Source organism: Photobacterium lutimaris, from assembly GCF_003025555.1.
In the GTDB taxonomy this organism is placed as follows: Bacteria; Pseudomonadota; Gammaproteobacteria; order Enterobacterales; family Vibrionaceae; genus Photobacterium; species Photobacterium lutimaris.
The window spans coordinates 743,399-763,360 of sequence record NZ_PYMH01000002.1 but is presented as its reverse complement, the minus strand read 5'-3'; the positions used below and the strand labels follow the sequence as shown (position 1 = coordinate 763,360).

Genomic DNA, 19,962 nt, shown 5'->3' with positions numbered 1-19,962 from the left:
AGTTATTCATCTATTTTTTCATTAGGCTCTGTGCTACTTTGAATTCAAGGGTATAAATAACCATTAAAAATGAATGGTTATGGTTTTAGTGGCCGGTTGGAATCGGTCAAGTGAAATAACACGTAACAGAGGAGTATGCTTATGATCAGGAGCGATCGACTACTCTATGAACTAGAACCTGATGGCTTTGGCGGCCGCCACTGTGAGCCTTGGGAAAAATGGCAGCCGAAAGCCAGCCAGGCCCTGCCTAATTTCCCTGAAGATGTGCTGAAACAATGGCTTTTCAGGCATTGGAAAGGGGTGCTCTGCAACTGGGGGTGGTTGGATTTTCAGTCAATGCGCTTTGAACTTGAATCTTGGACCAGTGAGCAAATTCAGTCACAAATTCATACGCCCCATCAAGACATTGTTGATAAACTATCGCGCCGTATGACTAACCCGGTATTTCAGCGTAGCTGGCTGGTAAGGCAGATGCAGGAAACCGGTACTTGGCCACAAGCGCCAATAGTGCTTCGGTATGACAGAGATATACCGATGACCAACGGCAAGACGCTTAAAGCCCCTTACAATTTACTGGAAGGGCACCATCGAATGGCATATTTGAATAAAATTATTGAGCAAGGTGCCTATCACCAAGAACAGCACAAAATTTGGATAGTTAGCATCCCGTTGCACTAACAGCACAAACTACCTTTCAATATCATCCGCTACAAATAGGGAAATGGTCATGACGCCATTTCCCTTTTTTATTAAATAATTTTCTTATTGTATTTTCTTGCTGTGGCTCAGGGAAAATGTATCACATGTTGCGAATTTGTTTCTTTGTGTGGTCAAAAAATAACCTATTGGTTGTTTTTCTTATGATATTTTTTATTTTTAACAGGGTTCTTATTCTATTTTGTTATTGATGAAAGTGTGATTTTTGGCGGCAGCGACCTGAATAAATGAGAGATAAAACGTACGCGGAAGTGAATATTGATGGGGTTTTTGAGGTTTTTTGTGGTTTTTTATGCTCGTCTTTTAGGTGTTTTTATATAGTGAAAGGTGCTGTGATATTTTTTTATGTCAGATTTTTGCTCTATTGATGATTTTTTTTGTTGTTGATATGTTTCATTCCGGCTCTGGATGAGCCTAAGCAAAAATATAAAATCATTACAGGTAAGTAATAATGAAAAAAACACTTTTAGCAGTAGCAATCCCAGCAGTACTTTTCGCTCATTCGGCATTCGCTGTAGAAATCCTAAAAACAGACGAAGCACATGTCGACTTTTACGGTCAACTTCGTACCGAAGTGAAAAAGTCAGAGGGTACGGATGTCACTCTGAATGCGGGGTCTTCCCGTGCAGGTGTACAGGCACAGTACGCTGTTACGGACTCGGTCGATATTTTCGGTAAAGTTGAGTTCGGCCTGAACTACAACACCGCAAAAGAAGATTACACCATGAAAAACCGCCTACACTTTGCTGGTGTAGATACCGATTTCGGTAAGCTATCATTTGGCCGCCAGTGGGTGGTAGCGGATGATATCTACGGCGCAGACTATTCATACTTCTTCGGTGGTACCGCACTACGTTACTCATCCCTTTCAGGTGCCCGTCACGACTCACTAATTAAATATAACTACGAAGGTGAAAACTTCATCGTTGCAGCTAACTACGGTTTGCCTGAAGATGATACTAACCAAGAGCTAGCAGAACTGTATGTTGCATCTAGCTACGGTGGCTTTAACTTCCACGTTGGTGGTGGTGTAAACCGCGATAAGTCATTCAAAATTGGTACAGAAGAAGTGATTCCTCAGCCAGATTTGCTGCCAAACTATAAAGAAACTATTGATATTACTGCCGACCTTCAAAATACCTACTTCGAAGGTACGGTTGAGTACACAGTAGGCGCAGCGCTAATCGGCTTCACTTACTACAATGCTGAGCTGAAGAACAAAGGTAATGGCAACACGATTGATGAAGATGGTTACAGCCTTGCCGGTACTTACAGCTGGGCAGATAACGCAACCGCTTATGCTGGTTACGAGTACACAGAGCAAGAATCAAAAGCTCTGAATGCTGATGGTGACGGCAAGCTGTTCTACATCGGTACTGACTACCACTTCAACAGCTGGTCGCGTATCTACGTAGAGTACGCTTACGCAGATGGTGACACGCTTGGCTACACCAACAAAGGTAGTGACAGAATTATCGAAGCAACATCTGTAGATGGTGATAGCAAATTTGCTCTAGGTGCTCGCGTTTACTGGTAAGCCCCAACGTTCATTGTCTTATTTATTTTTTGCCCGGCTATACGCCGGGCCTTTTTGTTTGTGGGTAAACAAAAAAGGGGTGACTAAAAGGTATATAAAGGAGGGACAATTAGTCGAATTTCTTGAGGTGCTGGTAGCACGTTCTCTCGGCGGCATTGAGCTCCATCATCAAGCGATTGATATCGGCCTGTTGCTGCCTGAGTTGTTGCTGGCGGGACTGGATGGTGTTTAGCATATGGTGTGCCTGTGAGGGAGTCTGGGCACCAGAATCATAAAGTTGGAATAGTTCCTGTATTTCTTGCAGGCTAAACCCGAGACGCTTACCGCGCAAGATCAAGATCAGCCGAGCCCGATCATGGCGTGAGTACACCCGAGTATTTCCTTTTCTAGTCGGTGTTATTAAGCCCTTGTCTTCATAGAACCTGATACTGCGCAGTGTCAGAGAAAACTCTTCTGCGAGTTGTGAAATGGTATATATGTCTTCTTGCCTATCGGCATCCCTCATTTTCTCTTTCCTTGAGTTGTCTTTGTTCTAACGAGGATCAAGCCCTTGATCCAGAGAGGATAGTTTCATAATTCGTGGGTTATCACAAGGTAATAACATCGTAGCGGCAGGAGCATAAAAAAGCCCCTCTCCGAGGGGCTTGTAGACTTGTCTATCAAGGTTTCGTTGATACGCTTATTCCGCTTTTGGCTTGCGTGGCGGTGGCACATAGCCGTGGCGAACACGGGAAGGGCTTGGGCGCGAAAAACAACCAGCTGGTCTCATACTTTCTGACTCTCAAGGATAACGGAACGGGAACGGTATGTAGGATAAACAAAAGATTTTCCCTACAAAAAAGATAGTAGCGTTAATCAGAGGTGAGATAAATGTGTCAAAGTTGAAAAGTTCAGGCATGTAACAACTTAATCTATTGGCATTTTTTTATATACGTTTTGGTTATTATATCGACAGTGTAGAAAGGCGGAGTAGAAGGACAAAATGCTGATCCTGTGCCATGCTTAATGCTGTGTCTAAGACAACAGAGTCCGTCTGTGGCAGTGTTATCTAAAGACATAGGTTATTACGTTTATGGGTCAAAAGTGCTGTGGTTAACAGCGGAGGGTTCCATGAAGCATAAAAGAATGTCTAATCGTCGCATTAAGCAAATGTTGGAAGATATCAATCATGATGGCTTGTTCGATGAAGCAATAAGTAATGAGCACCATTCTCTGGTTGAGGGAAAAGAACAATCAATAAACGAAGTCCCCCCCAATATCAATATGGATAGTGAGAACAAATAATAAGCGCCGAAAGGCGCTTTTTTTATAGCTAGGCATCATAGTTTTACATGAATGTTATTGACTTATTGTGTTTGTGTGAGATGGATGGAGGTGTTTCTGCTGTGTTTTTATTCAATTCTGCAATTATTTATTCAAAAACTCCTTTTTTGTGGCTTATTTGGCGGATATTTCTCCATATTCTGGTTTTTGTGATAGATCTAGCTGTAACGAGATAAGCAGCCAGATATTCATGCTGTGCGTTCAGGCTCCATTAAGGATTATGTCTTTTTTTGTAATCGAAATGTGGCAAATTACTTCAATGCCTGATAATGTTTTGACCAATTCTTCGGTTTGCTTTGTGTTGTTTAGGATTAACGATGCAAATATTGTGAGATGGTACCGACTGAAGAACGCAAGGACGTATTTAACGATGTATTGGAGCTAATGCATGTATAAGAATAAAATTACCCAGGCGATTCTTCTGGGCGCTGGTATGGCTGTAGCAGCCACCTCTTTCACCACTCTTGCTGCTGATGTACCGGAAGGGGTAAAACTTGCTGCCAAGCAAGAATTGGTTCGAGGTAACGGCACTGAAGTTGCTTCTCTTGACCCACACAAAACTGAAGGTGTGCCTGAGTCACACGTCATCCGTGACCTGCTTGAAGGTTTGGTTAACCAGGATGAAAATGGTAACACTGTCCCTGGTGTTGCTGAGAGCTGGGAAACTACCGACAACCGCACTTTCACATTCCACCTGCGCAAAGATGCTAAATGGTCAAACGGCGACCCTGTGACCGCACACGATTTCGTGTACAGCTTCAAGCGTGCAGTTGATCCTGCAACAGCGTCTCCGTACTCATGGTATCTAGAAATGACGACTATGAAGAACGCAGATGACATCATTGCAGGCAAAGCGGACAAGAATACACTGGGTGTATCAGCGACAGATGACAACACACTGGTTATCGAGCTTGAGCAGGCTGTGCCATACTTCGTGAAGATGATGGGCCACACGACAGTTAAGCCGGTAAACCGTAAGGTTGTTGAGAAATTCGGCGACAACTGGACCAAACCAGAAAATTTCGTGGGTAATGGTGCTTACACGCTAGACAACTGGGTTGTGAACGAGCGTATCGTCCTGACCCGCAGCAAGACCTACTGGGATAACGACAATACCGTTATCAACAAGGTTACGTTCCTGCCGATTGAAAACCAAGTTGCTGAGATGAACCGCTTCCTAGCCGGCGAGATCGATATCACCAACGAACTACCAAACGAGCACTTCCGCCGCCTTGAGAAGCAGCACGCTGAGTCAGTGTCTATCTCCGGTAACCTGTGTTCTTACTACTACGGTTTCAACAACCAAAAAGCGCCATTTGACGACGTACGCGTTCGTAAAGCCCTGTCTTACGCTATCGACCGTGATATCGTGACCAAAGCGCTACTTGGCCAAGGCCAGAAGTCTGGTTATTTCCTAACTCCGGAAATTACTGCAAACTTCAACCCAGTTACGCCTGAGTACGGTCAAATGACTCAGAAACAGCGTAATGAGAAAGCGAAATCACTACTAGAAGAAGCTGGTTACGGTCCAGGTAACCCACTGAACTTCACGTTGCTGTACAACACATCAGAAAACCACAAGAAGATTGCTGTAGCGATTGCTTCTATGTGGAAAAAGAATCTAGATGTTACAGCTAACCTGGAAAACCAGGAGTGGAAGACTTACCTAGATACTCGTCGTCAGGGTGATTTTGACGTAACACGTGCTGGCTGGTGTGGCGACTACAATGAAGCATCAAGCTTCCTGTCACTGATGCAGAGTAACAACAGCTCTAATGACCCGCGTTACAACAGCAAGGCATACGATGCAATCATGGCGAAGGCGCTGGAATCTACTTCAGATGCAGAGCGTGAGCAGCTGTACATCCAGGCTGAGCAGTTGCTAGCCGAAGATATGCCTATTGCACCTATCTACCAATACGTGAAAGCGCGTCTGGTTAACCCGCTAGTGGGTGGCTACCCTGCAAACAATGCAGAAGACAAGCTCTTCACCAAAGATATGTACATCATTGCTGAATAATAATTAGCAAGAAGCATGATAATAAGCACTGCTCTCTGGATGAGAGCAGTGCCCTTTCTGGTGTTTCACGCCAGTATTAATTGACTGTCACAGACTATAAAGAACGGTGGAGTTTATGATTAAATTCATCGCAAAACGGATTTTTGAAGCAATACCAACTCTGTTGGTACTCATCACAATTTCCTTTTTCCTGATGCGCTTTGCACCAGGCAATCCATTTTCCAGCGAGCGTCCGCTTCCTCCGGAAGTCATGGCTAACATCGAGGCCAAGTATGGCTTGGATAAGCCTGTATTTGAGCAATACACCACTTACCTTGGCAACATCGTGCAGGGTGATTTCGGTCCATCCTTTAAATATAAAGATTTCACCGTCAACGAGCTGGTTTCCAAAGCTTTGCCGGTGTCGGCGAAAATCGGTTTCTTTGCGTTTATCTTTGCATTGGTGATGGGGGTCACCGTCGGCACCATTGCCGCGTTGAAGCAAAACAGTTGGATAGATTACTGCATTATGTCGACGGCCATGGCCGGGGTGGTGATGCCGTCGTTTATTCTCGCCCCGGTACTGATCTATATCTTCTCTATTAACTTGGGCTGGCTTCCTGCTGGTGGCTGGAACGACGGCGGCATGAAATACATGCTGCTGCCAATGATGGGTATGTCTCTGCTTTATGTGGCAACCTTTGCCCGTATTACTCGTGGCAGCATGATCGAAACCCTCAATAGTAACTTCATCCGTACCGCACGCGCGAAGGGCTTGGGCTACGGCTATATCATCATCAAGCATGCTCTGAAACCGGCTTTGCTGCCTGTGGTCTCCTACATGGGGCCGGCTTTCGTTGGTATTATCACCGGCTCGGTGGTTATCGAAACCATCTTCGGTCTGCCGGGGATCGGTAAGTTGTTTGTCAACGCAGCTTTCAACCGTGACTACTCTCTGGTTTTGGGAATCACTATCTTGATTGGCTCTTTGACCATTATCTTCAACGCCGTAGTCGACATTGTTCTGGCGTACATTGATCCGAAAATCCGTTACTAAGGGGCCCAACCGATGATGCTGACAAAAAAAGAAAACGTAGAAGCGGTTGAGAACTTTTCCGAGCAATTGGAAATTGAAGGCCGTAGTTTGTGGCAAGATGCCCGTATCCGCTTTATGCGCAATAAAGCGGCGATGGTGAGCCTGACGATCCTTAGCTTGATCACCTTGGCGGTCGTATTCGGTCCGATGTTTAGCAACTACGCATTTGATGATACAGATTGGTACGCACTGCACGCCGCGCCAAGTTTCGGCGCTGAAGGCCACTTCTTCGGTACTGATAGCTTAGGGCGTGATTTGTTTACCCGTACACTGGTCGGGGGCAGGATCTCACTGATGGTGGGGATCATGGGCGCGCTGGTTGCGGTCTTGATCGGTACCCTTTACGGTGCAACGTCTGGTTTTATTGGTGGCCGTACCGACCGCGTGATGATGCGCATTTTGGAAATTCTCTATTCGATTCCGTTCATGTTTTTCGTGATCGTACTGGTGACCTTCTTTGGCCGTAATATCATGCTGATCTTTGTGGCGATTGGTGCCATTTCATGGCTTGATATGGCACGTATCGTTCGTGGCCAAACCTTGTCATTGCGCAGTAAGGAGTTCATCGAAGCCGCCCGCGTATCTGGCGTTAGCCAGTGGCGTATCATTACCCGACATATTGTTCCGAATGTACTGGGTATCGTCGCGGTTTACTCAACCTTGCTGGTACCGTCGATGATCCTGACCGAATCATTCCTAAGTTTCCTTGGCTTGGGTGTTCAGGAGCCTATGACCAGCTGGGGGGCTCTGCTACAAGAAGGCTCTCAGACCATGGAAGTTGCCATTTGGCAGCTGATGTTCCCGGCAGCCTTTATGGTAGTGACGCTGTTCTGCTTTAACTATGTGGGTGACGGTTTGCGTGACGCACTGGATCCAAAAGACAGATAACGAGAAGACCTCTGGCCTGCAAACGCTATGGCGGCAGGCCAAAGGTAGATAGATTATAAGGAAGTACTATGAGCTTATTAGATGTCAAAGATCTACGCGTAGAATTCAAAACTCAAGACGGTATTGTCACCGCGGTTAACGATCTAAACTTTTCGCTCAATCAGGGGGAGACCCTGGGTATTGTTGGTGAATCTGGCTCGGGCAAGAGCCAGACCGTTTTCGCCATCATGGGCCTATTGGCCAAGAACGGCATAATTGGCGGCAGCGCGAAATTCGAAGGCCGCGAAATCCTTAACTTGCCGGAAAAAGAGCTGAACCGGATCCGTGCCGAGCAAATCGCAATGATTTTCCAGGATCCGATGACCTCACTGAACCCATATATGAAAGTAAGCGATCAGCTGATGGAAGTGCTGATGCTGCACAAAGGCATGGGGAAATCCGAGGCGTTCGAAGAAAGTGTTCGCATGCTGGATGCGGTGAAAATTCCCGAAGCACGTAAGCGTATTACCATGTATCCACACGAATTTTCTGGCGGTATGCGCCAGCGTGTGATGATTGCCATGGCCTTGCTGTGCAGCCCTAAACTGTTGATTGCCGATGAACCGACGACGGCACTGGATGTGACCGTACAGGCACAGATCATGGAACTGCTAAACGAACTGAAAAGTGACTTTAATACAGCGATCATTATGATCACCCACGATCTGGGCGTGGTTGCCGGTAGTTGCGACAAGGTACTGGTCATGTATGCAGGTCGTACCATGGAGTACGGTAAGATCAATGAGATCTTCTACAAACCGTCGCACCCGTATACCGAGGGCTTGCTGAAGGCTATCCCGCGCTTGGATACCGACGGTGAAGAGTTGCCAACCATTCCGGGTAACCCGCCTAACTTACTGCGTTTGCCTGTCGGCTGTCCTTATCAGGAACGATGCCACCGTGCATCTAGCCGCTGCTCGCAAGAAGCGCCTCAATTGAAGGCATTTACTGAAGGTCGCTTACGCGCGTGTTTTTCTGATGTGGGGACGTGGTAATGGAAGCTCAAAAGAAAGTATTACTCGATATTCATGATCTGAAGGTTCACTTTAGTATTGCGCCGAAATCAGCATGGCCTTGGACAAAACCAATGAGTCTAAAAGCGGTTGATGGTGTCGATATCCGCCTCTACGAAGGTGAGACTCTGGGTGTGGTTGGTGAGTCAGGTTGCGGTAAATCGACGTTTGCCCGTGCGGTGATTGGTCTGGTAGAAGCAACCGATGGTCGTGTGGTTTGGCTCGGCCAGGATCTGACCAAGCTTGATCACAAACAGATGCGTGAAAAGCGTAAAGATATCCAGATGATTTTCCAGGATCCGCTGGCATCACTGAACCCACGTATGACCGTTGGAGAGATCATCGCCGAGCCATTGAAGGCTTATTTCCCAGAGCTTTCTGCTGAGGATATTAAAGATCAAGTTAGAGCCATGATGACAAAGGTTGGCTTGCTGCCGAACGTGATTAACCGCTACCCACACGAGTTTTCTGGGGGGCAGTGTCAGCGTATCGGTATTGCACGTGCTTTGATCCTCAAGCCTAAAATGATCATTTGCGATGAGCCGGTTTCAGCGCTGGATGTATCGATTCAGGCACAGGTTGTTAACTTGCTTAAATCATTGCAAAAAGAAATGGGCTTGAGCCTGATTTTCATCGCTCACGATCTGTCAGTGGTTAAGCATATTTCTGACCGGGTTTTGGTGATGTATCTTGGCAATGCGGTCGAGATGGGTGAGTCCGATGCATTGTTCAGCGAACCAAAGCACCCCTATACCAAAGCGTTGATGTCGGCGGTGCCTATTCCGGATCCGGATTTGGAGCGCAGCAAGCACATTGAGTTGCTGGAAGGGGATCTGCCTTCGCCGATGAGCCCACCATCAGGTTGTGTGTTCCGTACTCGCTGCCCGGTTGCGTCCGCGGAGTGTGCGAATAAAAAGCCGACTTTGATCGGTGATGAAGTTCATGCGGTGTCTTGCCTGAATGTTCAGTAATTTAAGCCTGTGACAGGCTTTGGGCGCGGTGTAAAAGCCGCGCCTTTTTTATAGGGGAATGTTGGTAAAAATCTCAATAAAATAAGTACTTATGCTATTGATGAGGGTGTAATCAACATGTAACAATAAGCTGGCACCAATTATATCGTTCTTGCTTGGATAGTGTGGGATCAGTTGGTGGTAGTGGAATAATAATAGCGAAATCAGTAATAGTTTGATGAGTCCGAATATTGCTGTACGTGGTATAAAACAAGGATTGTTGTATGCGGTCGTTATCCGTTAAATGGAAAATAGCCCTGATGGCCGGGCTAGGGTTACTGGCAACAGTAATCGTATTAACAGGCCTTTCTTTTTATTTTGCCTCCCAGAACCAGCAACTCGTCAGCCAGCAGGTTTTTTCAAGCCTCAGGACTAAGTCACAACTTGTCGTTCAGGCCCAAGCCGAAAAGCAGAGTGCCACGGTTCAGCAGTATCTCGATGAAGCCGCCTACCGTGCTGAGATGCTGGCGCAAAGTGTACTTTTTCTAAAATTCAATGCAGAAGAAAACTATACCAACAGTTCAGAACTGCGCGGTTCTATTTCCGAACTTCTTCGCCGAAGCGTCAATGAATTCGAGAACATTCATGGCGCGTTTGTGGTGTTTAATCCTGATGCACTCGATGGCGAAGACAGTAATTATGTCAGAGCTGATTACGTTGGTGCCAATGAACAGGGACGCTTCTCACCTTACTGGGCAGCATCACCATCGGGTGAAGCGGAACAATTTATCTATTCTGAGCAGCAACTACTGTTTAGCCAGGCTATTTGGTCGCAATGTCTTAATAACACTGCTGGTCTGTGTGTGTCCAATCCCCAATTGGCAGAATTTGGCCAGCAAGCACCGATAGTCAGTACTATCACTGTACCACTGGATGTCAACGGTGAAGTCATTGGTGTGATGGGAATTGATATCCGATTGGCACCGCTACAAACGTTGGTGCAAGCCGTTGATTATGCTTTGTTTGGCGGTATTGGTAATGTCAGTCTGATCAGTCAGAACAATACCATTGTCGCTTGGGATCAGGGCCAGAGCCGAATCGGTCAAACGGCAAATCAAGCCGACGGTTTACCGAGCGAACTGGCGATGTGGCTACACAGTAGTGAAGAGCAAATATTGTGGACTGCTGATCAGCAGTGGCTGTATGCTTACACTCCGGTAAAACTTGGTCAGATGAGTTGGGGAATTGTTATCCAGCTGCCTGTTGAACAAGTATTGGCCGATGCTATTGCCTTGGACTCAGAGATCGCCCTGCAACGTGATCAATCGATATTGGTGCAGATTGTGATTAGCCTAGCGGTGGCTATTGCGGGTTTGTTGCTGGTGGTGATTGGCGCTTCTCGCCTTGTCGCACCGATCCGCCACGTTGCCGAGCGTCTTGAAGATATTGCGGCCGGGGAAGGGGATCTTACTCAGCGATTGCATGTCGAGCAAAAAGATGAAATCGGTCAGCTTGCACTGTGGTTCAATCGTTTTCTGGATAAGCTCCAGGCGACCATCGGCGATGTTGTTGGTACCGTGAATGATGTCGGCACAACATCAAAAGAAGCCGCTGAAGTAGCTAACCATACACGCGATGGTAGCCAAGCTCAGTTTCGAGAAGTGGATATGGTGGCGACGGCTTCAGAGGAGATGGCACAGACCGCAGAGCAGGTGGTGGGTTATACCGAAACGGCAGTGGTTGCGGCAGGGCAGGCCGAAAGCGCAGTACGTGACGGCCATCGGATGATTAAGCAATCAGCTACCTCGATGGATAACTTGGTGGTCAGAATGGAAAATGCCGTACCAGTTGCCAAGGAGCTCGAAACCAACAGTGAAGATATTAACCAGATCCTACAAGTGATTGAAGGTATATCGGAACAGACGAACCTGCTGGCATTGAATGCTGCGATTGAAGCTGCTCGTGCCGGTGAACAAGGACGGGGATTTGCTGTTGTTGCCGATGAAGTACGCCAGTTAGCTAGCCGTACCCATGATTCGGTTGGTCAGATCCATACCGTTATTGAAATCCTGCAGCAAGGAACGCGTGAAGTGGTTGTCGCGATTGAAGAGGGCAATCAGTTGGCCGGTGAGACATCTTCCCAAGTCGGGCAAGCGGTGGTCAGCCTAGGGCAGATCACTGAGGCGGTGGCCTCTATCCAGTCGATGAATGAACAGATCATGCATGCGGCTCAGGAGCAACAGGCGGTTTCTGCCGAGGTTAACCGTAATGTTTCAAATATCCGTGGCCTGAGCGAAAATATCCGTGGGCAGGCAGAGAGATCGGCCGGGATCGGTGAACGGTTGGCCAAATTATCTCAGCATCAGCAATCGCTGGCTGGACAGTTTAAAGTCTAATGACGTAGCGAAGACTAATATCAGATAAAAACACCGGGTTATCACCCGGTGTTTTTGTTTCGGTCGGCGAGAGCTTACTCAACCGGATACCAGTAACCATAGTTAACCAACTGGGTTAGCAAGGCGACAAAAGCGGGGTGATCAATAAGCTTGCCCAGCATGTCTTGGCTGATATCTTCAGCATCGCACAGGTAGCTCGCGGCGGTGCCACACTCTACTGGTAGCTCATAGGTTTCGCCGTTGATATACAGTAGGTGAGGCTGTTCTGGGTAGTAGAAGGCACGCAGCCCCCCCAAGCGCTTGAGGATTTCACCATTTTCGAGGAACTGGTAGATTTCGGCCTGTTGCCATGGCGGCTCGGCAGCAATTATATCTAACTCGTGTCGGCTTTGGCTTAAGTGCTCACCCATCCATTTTTTCATCATATCAGGGTGATCCAGCAGGCTGCGCATCATGGCTTCCATATCGGCAAACTCGCTGGACAAGATAGCCCCTGGTGTCTTGCGTGCCGGCAGTTCTGGGTTGTGGTAATGGACATCGCCCACTTCGTTAGCAATCACAAAGTCAGCAAAACTGCTGAGCAACTCTTGCTTCTTCGGTGAGCGGAACCCGATAGAGAAGCTCATTGAGGTATCGATCGCGTAGCCGTCATGGGGAAAACCCGGTGGGATGTAAAGAATATCACCGGGCTCAAGGATATCGTCGATGATAGGGTCGAAGCGCTTGATCTGGCGCAGCGCCGGATGACTAAACTCCTCTTCATAATCTTCTTTTTTCGGCCCGACCCGCCAGTGGCGCTTCCCCGATCCCTGAACGATAAAGACATCATACTGGTCGATGTGAGCGCCAACGCCGCCACCAGGGGTCGAGTAGCTGATCATCAAATCATCGAATAGCCAGTTGGGCAGTTGGCGAAATGGGGTAACTAGGCGAGCGGCACCTTCGTGCCAATGGTTGGCAGCCTGAACGATGAACGACCAATTATCTTCCGGCACGTTATCGAAAGTTAGAGGGCCGTGTTTCACGTCCCACTCGTTGCCGTGCTTGGCAATATAGCGGGAGTCGACTTCTTCTTCCATGGCAAGGCCTGCCAGCTCATCTGGGCTGATAGGGTCAATAAAATCGTTAAAGCCACCTTTAATGATGGTCGGTTTTTTTTGCCAGAACTCGGCAAGGAATTCTTCCAAAGAGAAGGTGAGTTGATACATATGATTGCTTTTAAACGCTGACAATTGTGTGGAGAGTATACCCATAATTATGTCGCGGGTACGGGTTATTTGCGAATCACCTTCAAGATGTTCGGTGTTTTCACTAAACGAACTTCTGAAAAACCAAACGCGTGAGGCCGCCCAAAAACCGCGAGAATATACTCGCGTCAGGCTAAGAGAGCTATTACCATATACGTCGGACTCATTGAAAGAAGTAGTAATTTATGTCTTTTCCCCCTTGCCCAATGTGCAATTCTGAATACGTGTACCCTGATCAAAACCACCTTGTATGCCCCGAGTGCTCGCATGAATGGAACCCGTCAGAAGCGGCGAGTGAAGAAGGTGCATTTAGCGTAAAAGATGCCAATGGCACGTTGCTGGAAGAAGGGGATAAGGTCACGCTAGCCAAAGATCTCAAAGTCAAAGGCAGCTCTATGGTCATGAAGATTGGTACCAAGGCGGTTATTCGCCGAATTGTCGAAGGCAAAGATCACCAACTCGATTGCAAAGTTGATGGCGCCGGCGAAATGATGGTAACGGCTAAGTTTGTAAAGAAAGCCTAAGTGGCAACAAAAAGGCCAGCGAATGCTGGCCTTGGATTTAAGCGGTAAATAACGTAACGATTACAGCTTGTCAGTTAGCTTAACTGCGTCGCCGATGTAGTTCGCTGGGGTCATTTCTTTCAGGCGTGCTTTCTCGTGCTCTGGGAGTTCCAGGCCGTCGATGAAGTTACGCATGCCTTCGCCGTCAACACGCTTGCCGCGAGTCAGCTCTTTTAGCTTCTCGTATGGCTTCTCGATGCCGTAGCGACGCATAACTGTTTGTACTGGCTCAGCCAGTACTTCCCAGTTTCTGTCTAGCTCAGCTTCTAGTGCTGCTTGGTTAACTTCCAGCTTGCTGATACCTTTAAGCGTTGAAGTGTATGCAATGATTGCATAACCACAACCTACGCCAAGGTTACGTAGAACTGTTGAGTCAGTTAGGTCACGCTGCCAGCGAGAAACGGGTAGTTTCTGTGCTAGGTGGTTGAAGATAGCGTTCGCTAGGCCAAGGTTACCTTCTGAGTTTTCGAAGTCGATTGGGTTAACTTTATGCGGCATTGTAGAAGAGCCGATTTCACCCGCAATAGTCTTCTGCTTGAAGTGACCAAGTGCGATGTAGCCCCAAACGTCACGATCGAAGTCCAGTAGGATAGTGTTGAAGCGAGCGATAGCATCGAATAGCTCAGCGATGTAATCGTGCGGTTCAATCTGAGTGGTGTACGGGTTCCACGTTACGCCAAGAGATTCAGTGATGAACTCTTCGCTGAACTGGTGCCAGTCAACTTCAGGGTAGGCAGAGATGTGGGCGTTGTAGTTACCTACAGCACCGTTGATTTTCGCTAGGATTTCAACGTTAGCGATCTGCTTGTACTGACGTTCCATACGGTATGCAACGTTAGCCATTTCTTTACCCATCGTTGATGGAGAAGCTGGCTGGCCGTGGGTACGAGAAAGAAGTGGTACTTCACGGTATTCGTTGGCAAGGCCTTTGATTGCATCGATAACGTTGCGGATTTCAGGCAGGATAATTTGCTCACGCGCTTCGTGTAGCATCAGGGCGTGAGACGTGTTGTTGATATCTTCAGAGGTACATGCGAAGTGAATAAATTCATTTACAGCGTGTAGCTCTGGTACTTCGGCGACTTTTTCTTTCAGGAAGTATTCAACAGCTTTCACATCGTGGTTGGTTGTACGCTCAATGGTCTTGATACGCATAGCGTCTTCTTCGCTGAACTCTGCAGCAACGCGATCTAGGAACGCATTGGCTTCAGCACTAAACGCAGGTACTTCCACGATAGCATCAGTAGCGGCAAGTTTTTGTAGCCAGCGGATCTCAACGATCGTGCGGTACTTTAGCAGACCATATTCACTGAAAATGCTGCGAAGTGAAATCGTTTTGCTTCCGTAGCGGCCGTCTACTGGGGAAACAGCAGTCAATGCTGACAGTTCCATGTTGCTCTCTCCTGAATCAATTAAGGTTTAAACAAGGTGTAACTCTCACCCTTGCTAAGGTTTAGCGAGGGGATGAAAAAGTGCCAGCAACGCTGGCACAAAATATTTTATTAGCAGCGAGCTAGCAGGATTTTTGCCTGCTCGACCATCTGTTTGCGTCCGAAGATCAAATGGCGGCGTTTGCCGCCTACTTGGCGCCATAGTACCGCGGAGCGAATCGCGGCGAGGAGTAGGGCACGCACTTTGTGCTGCACACTCTGTTGCTGAAGTTGGGCGGGTGTGCCCGTTACTTGGATTCGGGGCCCTAGTGGGCTGATGATATCCAGGTAAATACTTGCCAAATTACTGATCATTTGGTCTTCTAGCAGTTCGAAATGGTCTGTCTGGCGTTGAGCCATACTGATACGATCACCCAGCTGCGTCATGCTATCTGGGCGGCTGTCCAGCTTGCGTTCTAGCGCCATAACACTGACTAAGTAGCGAGTGATTTCATTACCCGAAGGGGTGTTATCAATTTCGGCTGCCAGCGCCTCGAGACCGACTTTCAAATTGGCTTCGTTACCAAAGATCTCAATCGTGTTCGACGGGTTGGTTGCCATGATGCTTCTTAGACTGGCTTCCAGTACGTCATGGTCACAATGGCCGTCTCGGGCAATTTTCTGAACCAGTTTTACTGCCTGGCAAATACCGGCAAAAGCAATGGTACGATCATATACAGTGTGTGCCACGTGCCTCAACTCCCTTAGATACGCTTCTCAATAATACCGCCGCCTAGGCAGACTTCGCCGCTGTAGAATACAGCAGACTGGCCCGGTGTTACCGCAATTTGCGGCTCGTCGAAGATGACCTTGATCGTCTCATCATCTACTGGGATGACAGTACAAGGAATATCTTGCTGACGGTAGCGTGTTTTAACCGTGCACTTAAACGGTTCGCGAATCGGCTGACGGTCAACCCAATGTAGCTGAGCGGCAACCAAGCCGTCTGACTTCAAGCGAGGGTGATCTTTACCTTGCCCTACAATCAGAACGTTACGTTCTACATCTTTATCGACAACAAACCACGGTTCTTCATTACCACCGCCACCTTTCTGGCCGCCGATATGCAGGCCTTTACGCTGGCCTAGGGTGTGGTACATCAGACCTTGGTGCTCGCCAATTACTTTGCCTTCTTCGGCTGTTTCAATATTACCAGGCTGTGCCGGTAGATATTTGCTCAAGAACTCCGTGAACTTGCGCTCACCGATAAAGCAGATACCGGTTGAATCTTTTTTCTTCGCGGTGATCAGGCCCTGCTCTTCCGCAATGCGGCGAACCTCTGGCTTCTCCAGTTCACCCACAGGGAACAGGCTGCGAGCAATTTGCTCGTGGCTCAGAGTGTACAGGAAGTAGCTCTGATCTTTGTTATTGTCGACACCGCGTAGCATTTTCGGCAGCTCGCCTTCAGTGGATGGGAAGCTGCGACGGGTGTAGTGACCCATGGCAATGTAATCGGCTTCCAGCACTTCGTCGGCAAAGTCCAAAAAGGCTTTGAATTTAATTTCTTTGTTACAAAGAATGTCTGGGTTTGGTGTACGGCCTGCTTTGTACTCTGCGAGGAAGTATTCAAAGACATTGTCCCAGTACTCGGCTGCAAAGTTGATGGTGTGCAGGTGGATACCCAGTTTGTCACATACAGCTTGTGCGTCAGCGAGATCTTCGGCTGCAGAGCAGTACTCATCGTTGTCGTCTTCTTCCCAGTTTTTCATAAACAGGCCTTCAACCTGATAACCCTGTTGAAGAAGAAGGTACGCGGATACCGAGGAATCTACACCGCCGGACATGCCGACAATGACTTTTTTCTGGCTGTGATCTGACATTTTACTCTTCAGTCGTTAATAAAAGTTAAGTGCGCGATTCTAACAGAAAGCTACAGGCCGAAACAGAGCGAGAGCGGAATCACACTTTAATAATTTTACCGACGTCATTTTTTCATTTGCGCAAACGTTTGCTTGTGGTGGCAATGATAGATGAGGGCGGCGCAAAAGTGTAGTGTTTTTAATGTTAAAATCGTAAAAATGCAGGGTAACAATGTGAAGTGTTTGCCGGTAGCAAAATGCTGCCGGCAAACCGGATTAGGAGGTACCGAGTTGGACTTCTTTCCACTCGCCGGGGGCGAGGTCGTTAACTGTCCAATCTGCCATTTGGTAACGGATAAGACGCAGGGTCGGATAGCCGATATGCGCGGTCATTCTTCGTACCTGACGGTTACGGCCTTCTTTGAGGGTGATTGCCAACCACGTGGTCGGTATACTTTTTCGCTCCCGGACTGGTGGCACGCGTTCCCAAACCTCAGGACCGTCGATGATGTCAATCTCAGCCGGCAGGGTTGGACCGTCCTTCAGGGTAACACCACGGCGCAGCTGCTCAAGCTCTTCCTCGCGAGGAGAACCTTCAACCTGAACCCAGTAGGTTTTGGGTTGCTTGGACGTTGGTTGGGTCAACCGCGCCTGCAATATGCCGTCGTTAGTCAGTACTAACAATCCTTCACTGTCTTTGTCCAATCTGCCGGCGGGATAGACGTCTTTTACCGGAATAAAATCAGACAGGGTCTGATCCCCCGGCTCGCCTGTAAACTGGGTGAGGACGTTATAAGGTTTGTTAAATAATATGATCCTTGTGGGGCCACGGGGACGCCTTGGTTTATTGCGCAATCTTGATGTTCTGCGCTCATTATTATTACGTTTGGGTTGACGCGAAGAGGTGTTTGGCTTCATAAATAGCGAGTTGTACGAGAGAAAAGTAAATTGACATGCCTATTATACTCGAAAAATTCCATGAGTGGCGTATCGATAAAAATTCAAGTATGATTTGCGCGCATCTTACAAAAAGATAACAAATGGACGCTAGGAGATTTAAATGGATAGTAAAGTAGTTGTACCAGCTGAAGGTCAGAAAATCACTCTGGATTCTGAAGGTAAACTGGTCGTTCCTAACAACCCTGTCATTCCTTACATCGAAGGTGACGGTATTGGGGTTGATGTAAGCCCTGCTATGATTAAAGTTGTTGATGCCGCTATCGATAAAGCGTATGGCGGTGACCGAAAGATTGCCTGGATGGAAATCTACACCGGTGAAAAATCAACGCAAGTATACGGTGAAGATGCTTGGCTACCGCAAGAGACCCTTGATTTTATCCGTGACTACAAAGTTGCAATCAAAGGCCCGTTGACAACCCCTGTTGGTGGCGGTATCCGCTCACTCAACGTTGCGCTTCGTCAAGAGCTAGACCTATACATCTGTGTTCGTCCAGTGCGCTATTTCGATGGTGTACCAAGCCCACTTAAGCAGCCAGAACTGACTGACATGGTTATCTACCGTGAAAACTCAGAAGATATTTACGCGGGTGTCGAGTTCCAGGCGGGTACTGCAGAAGCTGATAAAGTCATCAAGTTCTTGCAAGATGAAATGGGCGCCACGAAAATCCGTTTCCCACAGCAATGTGGTGTCGGTATCAAGCCGGTATCTGAAGAAGGTACCAAGCGTCTTGTGCGTGCTGCCATTCAGTACACGATTGACAACGACCGTGACTCGCTAACGTTGGTTCACAAAGGTAACATCATGAAGTTCACCGAAGGTGCCTTCAAAGATTGGGGTTACGAAGTGGCAGCGAAAGAGTTTGGTGCTGAGCTGCTAGACGGCGGCCCATGGATGACGCTGAAGAACCCGAATACGGGCAAAGAAATCGTTATCAAAGACAGCATTGCTGATGCATTCTTGCAGCAAATCCTGCTACGTCCTGCAGAATACGATGTCATTGCGACGATGAACCTGAACGGTGACTATGTCTCTGATGCATTGGCTGCACAGGTTGGCGGTATTGGTATCGCACCGGGTGCAAACATTGGTGATGGTGTGGCACTGTTTGAAGCAACCCACGGTACGGCACCTAAGTACGCTGGCCAAGACAAAGTGAACCCGGGTTCATTGATCCTATCGGCTGAGATGATGCTTCGCCACCTAGGTTGGACAGAAGCGGCTGATTTGATCATCAGTTCAATGGAAGCGGCTATCAGCAACAAGACGGTGACTTACGATTTTGAGCGCCAAATGGAAGGTGCAACACTGCGTAAGTGTTCTGAGTTTGCTGATGACATGATTGAGCAGATGTAATTCTGTGTCATCATTGCGATAAAGTAAGAAAAAGCCCAGCCAAGAGCTGGGCTTTTTTGTGCCTGTTTTATGCTAGAAGGATAGATAATAGGTGAGTTTCGCAATGGTTTGTGATTGTTTTGTTAATTGTTGTGGGTTTGTCTTACTGGGTGGTTATGCGTGATTTATGCAGTTTGATTGAAGGGGAAGAAGGGATGATCGTCGGGCGAATGCCGTGTTTTATTGCGGAAGGTAAAGGTAATAAAAAGACGAGCAGTTGCTCGCCTTCAGAAAGAATCGTATAAATGAACGTGACTATTTTACGGCTTCACCTTCAACAAGAACGATTTCCTTGGCATGGAACCCTTTAGGACCAGTTTCAACTGTATAGTTGACCTGCTGGCCTGCTTTTAGTGTACGGTAGCCATCCATCTGAATAGTCGAATAATGGGCGAAAATATCGCCTTCGCCTGTCTCAGGGCAGATAAAACCAAATCCCTTAGCGTTATTAAACCATTTAACTGTACCTGTTGCCATGCTTACTTCCTTCTGTGCATTCAAGTTCCATTTTGCATTAGTCTGCTATCTCCTTTCTAACACGACTTGCATACTAATGCTAATTTGATGCAGTTAATATCTACTACAGGTTACACTTTAGTAAAATGAGTTGGG

General features: G+C 47.6%; 18 protein-coding genes. 11 read left to right on the top strand and 7 right to left on the bottom strand.

Annotated elements, in window-relative coordinates:
- Nucleotides 1-141: 141 nt before the first annotated feature.
- Both C9I99_RS08945 and C9I99_RS08940 read left to right on the top strand, forming a co-directional pair.
- Nucleotides 142-678, top strand: coding sequence for a hypothetical protein (locus C9I99_RS08945; RefSeq protein WP_107348493.1), 537 nt, complete (start codon nt 142-144; stop codon nt 676-678).
- A 490-nt stretch (nt 679-1,168) separates the two neighbouring features.
- A complete protein-coding gene (locus tag C9I99_RS08940; RefSeq protein WP_107348492.1) occupies nt 1,169-2,254 on the top strand; it encodes a porin in 1,086 nt (361 codons plus the stop codon).
- Between the two features lie 109 nt (nt 2,255-2,363).
- Here C9I99_RS08940 and C9I99_RS08935 read toward each other — a convergent pair whose 3' ends face one another.
- The gene (locus C9I99_RS08935) at nt 2,364-2,759 is read right to left on the bottom strand and encodes a MerR family transcriptional regulator (protein ID WP_107348491.1); all 396 of its coding nucleotides are present in this window, start codon (nt 2,757-2,759) and stop codon (nt 2,364-2,366) included.
- A gap of 620 nt (nt 2,760-3,379) precedes the next feature.
- Between C9I99_RS08935 and C9I99_RS27185 the strand changes: the two genes are divergently transcribed.
- The 7 genes from C9I99_RS27185 (at nt 3,380) to C9I99_RS08900 (ending at nt 11,958) form a co-directional block, all read left to right on the top strand.
- Nucleotides 3,380-3,538: a hypothetical protein gene (locus C9I99_RS27185; protein WP_166645366.1), complete on the top strand. Its 159-nt coding sequence runs from the start codon at nt 3,380-3,382 to the stop codon at nt 3,536-3,538.
- A gap of 427 nt (nt 3,539-3,965) precedes the next feature.
- Nucleotides 3,966-5,597, top strand: a complete 1,632-nt coding sequence (locus C9I99_RS08925; RefSeq protein ID WP_107348489.1) for an ABC transporter substrate-binding protein — start codon at nt 3,966-3,968, stop codon at nt 5,595-5,597.
- Between the two features lie 115 nt (nt 5,598-5,712).
- Complete coding sequence (gene oppB / locus C9I99_RS08920; protein ID WP_107348488.1) at nt 5,713-6,633, top strand: oligopeptide ABC transporter permease OppB; 921 nt, start codon at nt 5,713-5,715, stop codon at nt 6,631-6,633.
- Nucleotides 6,634-6,648: 15 nt separating this feature from the next.
- On the top strand, nt 6,649-7,560 hold the full coding sequence (oppC, locus tag C9I99_RS08915) for an oligopeptide ABC transporter permease OppC (RefSeq protein ID WP_107348549.1): 912 nt from the start codon (nt 6,649-6,651) through the stop codon (nt 7,558-7,560).
- 68 nt (nt 7,561-7,628) lie between these two features.
- Nucleotides 7,629-8,594: an ABC transporter ATP-binding protein gene (gene oppD, locus C9I99_RS08910; RefSeq protein WP_107348487.1), complete on the top strand. Its 966-nt coding sequence runs from the start codon at nt 7,629-7,631 to the stop codon at nt 8,592-8,594.
- Nucleotides 8,594-9,583 (top strand): murein tripeptide/oligopeptide ABC transporter ATP binding protein OppF, encoded by a 990-nt coding sequence (gene oppF, locus C9I99_RS08905; RefSeq protein ID WP_107348486.1) that lies wholly within the window; start codon nt 8,594-8,596, stop codon nt 9,581-9,583. The genes oppD and oppF overlap by 1 nt, the downstream gene beginning before the upstream one ends.
- Nucleotides 9,584-9,846: 263 nt before the next feature.
- A complete protein-coding gene (locus C9I99_RS08900) occupies nt 9,847-11,958 on the top strand; it encodes a methyl-accepting chemotaxis protein (RefSeq protein ID WP_107348485.1) in 2,112 nt (703 codons plus the stop codon).
- 74 nt (nt 11,959-12,032) lie between these two features.
- Here C9I99_RS08900 and C9I99_RS08895 read toward each other — a convergent pair whose 3' ends face one another.
- Nucleotides 12,033-13,166, bottom strand: a complete 1,134-nt coding sequence (locus C9I99_RS08895; RefSeq protein ID WP_107348548.1) for a ribosomal protein uL16 3-hydroxylase — start codon at nt 13,164-13,166, stop codon at nt 12,033-12,035.
- A 224-nt stretch (nt 13,167-13,390) separates the two neighbouring features.
- Here C9I99_RS08895 and C9I99_RS08890 point away from each other — a divergent pair, with 224 nt between their 5' ends.
- Nucleotides 13,391-13,729 carry a zinc ribbon domain-containing protein YjdM gene (locus C9I99_RS08890; protein WP_107348484.1) on the top strand — a complete coding sequence of 113 codons (339 nt, stop codon included), beginning with the start codon at nt 13,391-13,393 and terminating at the stop codon, nt 13,727-13,729.
- A gap of 60 nt (nt 13,730-13,789) precedes the next feature.
- Here C9I99_RS08890 and purB read toward each other — a convergent pair whose 3' ends face one another.
- The 4 genes from purB to rluE all read right to left on the bottom strand — a co-directional run bounded on the left by purB (nt 13,790) and on the right by rluE (nt 17,915).
- On the bottom strand, nt 13,790-15,160 hold the full coding sequence (gene purB / locus C9I99_RS08885; protein WP_107348483.1) for an adenylosuccinate lyase: 1,371 nt from the start codon (nt 15,158-15,160) through the stop codon (nt 13,790-13,792).
- Nucleotides 15,161-15,270: 110 nt separating this feature from the next.
- Nucleotides 15,271-15,888 (bottom strand): high frequency lysogenization protein HflD, encoded by a 618-nt coding sequence (hflD, locus tag C9I99_RS08880; protein WP_107348482.1) that lies wholly within the window; start codon nt 15,886-15,888, stop codon nt 15,271-15,273.
- A gap of 14 nt (nt 15,889-15,902) precedes the next feature.
- Entirely contained in the window at nt 15,903-17,018 is a 1,116-nt protein-coding gene (gene mnmA, locus C9I99_RS08875) for a tRNA 2-thiouridine(34) synthase MnmA (RefSeq protein WP_107348481.1), read from the bottom strand.
- 255 nt (nt 17,019-17,273) lie between these two features.
- Entirely contained in the window at nt 17,274-17,915 is a 642-nt protein-coding gene (rluE, locus tag C9I99_RS08870) for a 23S rRNA pseudouridine(2457) synthase RluE (RefSeq protein WP_107348480.1), read from the bottom strand.
- Nucleotides 17,916-18,057: 142 nt separating this feature from the next.
- On the opposite strand from rluE, the gene icd reads away from it, so the two are divergent.
- The gene (icd, locus tag C9I99_RS08865; protein WP_107348479.1) at nt 18,058-19,311 is read left to right on the top strand and encodes an NADP-dependent isocitrate dehydrogenase; all 1,254 of its coding nucleotides are present in this window, start codon (nt 18,058-18,060) and stop codon (nt 19,309-19,311) included.
- 294 nt (nt 19,312-19,605) lie between these two features.
- Here icd and cspD read toward each other — a convergent pair whose 3' ends face one another.
- Entirely contained in the window at nt 19,606-19,827 is a 222-nt protein-coding gene (gene cspD / locus C9I99_RS08860) for a cold shock domain-containing protein CspD (RefSeq protein ID WP_107348478.1), read from the bottom strand.
- Nucleotides 19,828-19,962 lie beyond the last annotated feature (135 nt).

Bases quoted from the DNA above. Each gene is read 5' to 3' on its own strand.
- oppD (WP_107348487.1), top strand. From the start codon at position 7,629: ATGAGCTTATTAGATGTCAAAGATCTACGCGTAGAATTCAAAACTCAA.
- rluE (WP_107348480.1), bottom strand. From the start codon at position 17,915: ATGAAGCCAAACACCTCTTCGCGTCAACCCAAACGTAATAATAATGAG.
- C9I99_RS08900 (WP_107348485.1), top strand. From the start codon at position 9,847: ATGCGGTCGTTATCCGTTAAATGGAAAATAGCCCTGATGGCCGGGCTA.
- C9I99_RS08895 (WP_107348548.1), bottom strand. From the start codon at position 13,166: ATGTATCAACTCACCTTCTCTTTGGAAGAATTCCTTGCCGAGTTCTGG.
- C9I99_RS08890 (WP_107348484.1), top strand. From the start codon at position 13,391: ATGTCTTTTCCCCCTTGCCCAATGTGCAATTCTGAATACGTGTACCCT.
- oppF (WP_107348486.1), top strand. From the start codon at position 8,594: ATGGAAGCTCAAAAGAAAGTATTACTCGATATTCATGATCTGAAGGTT.
- C9I99_RS08925 (WP_107348489.1), top strand. From the start codon at position 3,966: ATGTATAAGAATAAAATTACCCAGGCGATTCTTCTGGGCGCTGGTATG.
- icd (WP_107348479.1), top strand. From the start codon at position 18,058: ATGGATAGTAAAGTAGTTGTACCAGCTGAAGGTCAGAAAATCACTCTG.
- cspD (WP_107348478.1), bottom strand. From the start codon at position 19,827: ATGGCAACAGGTACAGTTAAATGGTTTAATAACGCTAAGGGATTTGGT.
- mnmA (WP_107348481.1), bottom strand. From the start codon at position 17,018: ATGTCAGATCACAGCCAGAAAAAAGTCATTGTCGGCATGTCCGGCGGT.
- oppB (WP_107348488.1), top strand. From the start codon at position 5,713: ATGATTAAATTCATCGCAAAACGGATTTTTGAAGCAATACCAACTCTG.
- C9I99_RS27185 (WP_166645366.1), top strand. From the start codon at position 3,380: ATGTCTAATCGTCGCATTAAGCAAATGTTGGAAGATATCAATCATGAT.
- purB (WP_107348483.1), bottom strand. From the start codon at position 15,160: ATGGAACTGTCAGCATTGACTGCTGTTTCCCCAGTAGACGGCCGCTAC.
- oppC (WP_107348549.1), top strand. From the start codon at position 6,649: ATGCTGACAAAAAAAGAAAACGTAGAAGCGGTTGAGAACTTTTCCGAG.
- C9I99_RS08945 (WP_107348493.1), top strand. From the start codon at position 142: ATGATCAGGAGCGATCGACTACTCTATGAACTAGAACCTGATGGCTTT.
- C9I99_RS08935 (WP_107348491.1), bottom strand. From the start codon at position 2,759: ATGAGGGATGCCGATAGGCAAGAAGACATATATACCATTTCACAACTC.
- C9I99_RS08940 (WP_107348492.1), top strand. From the start codon at position 1,169: ATGAAAAAAACACTTTTAGCAGTAGCAATCCCAGCAGTACTTTTCGCT.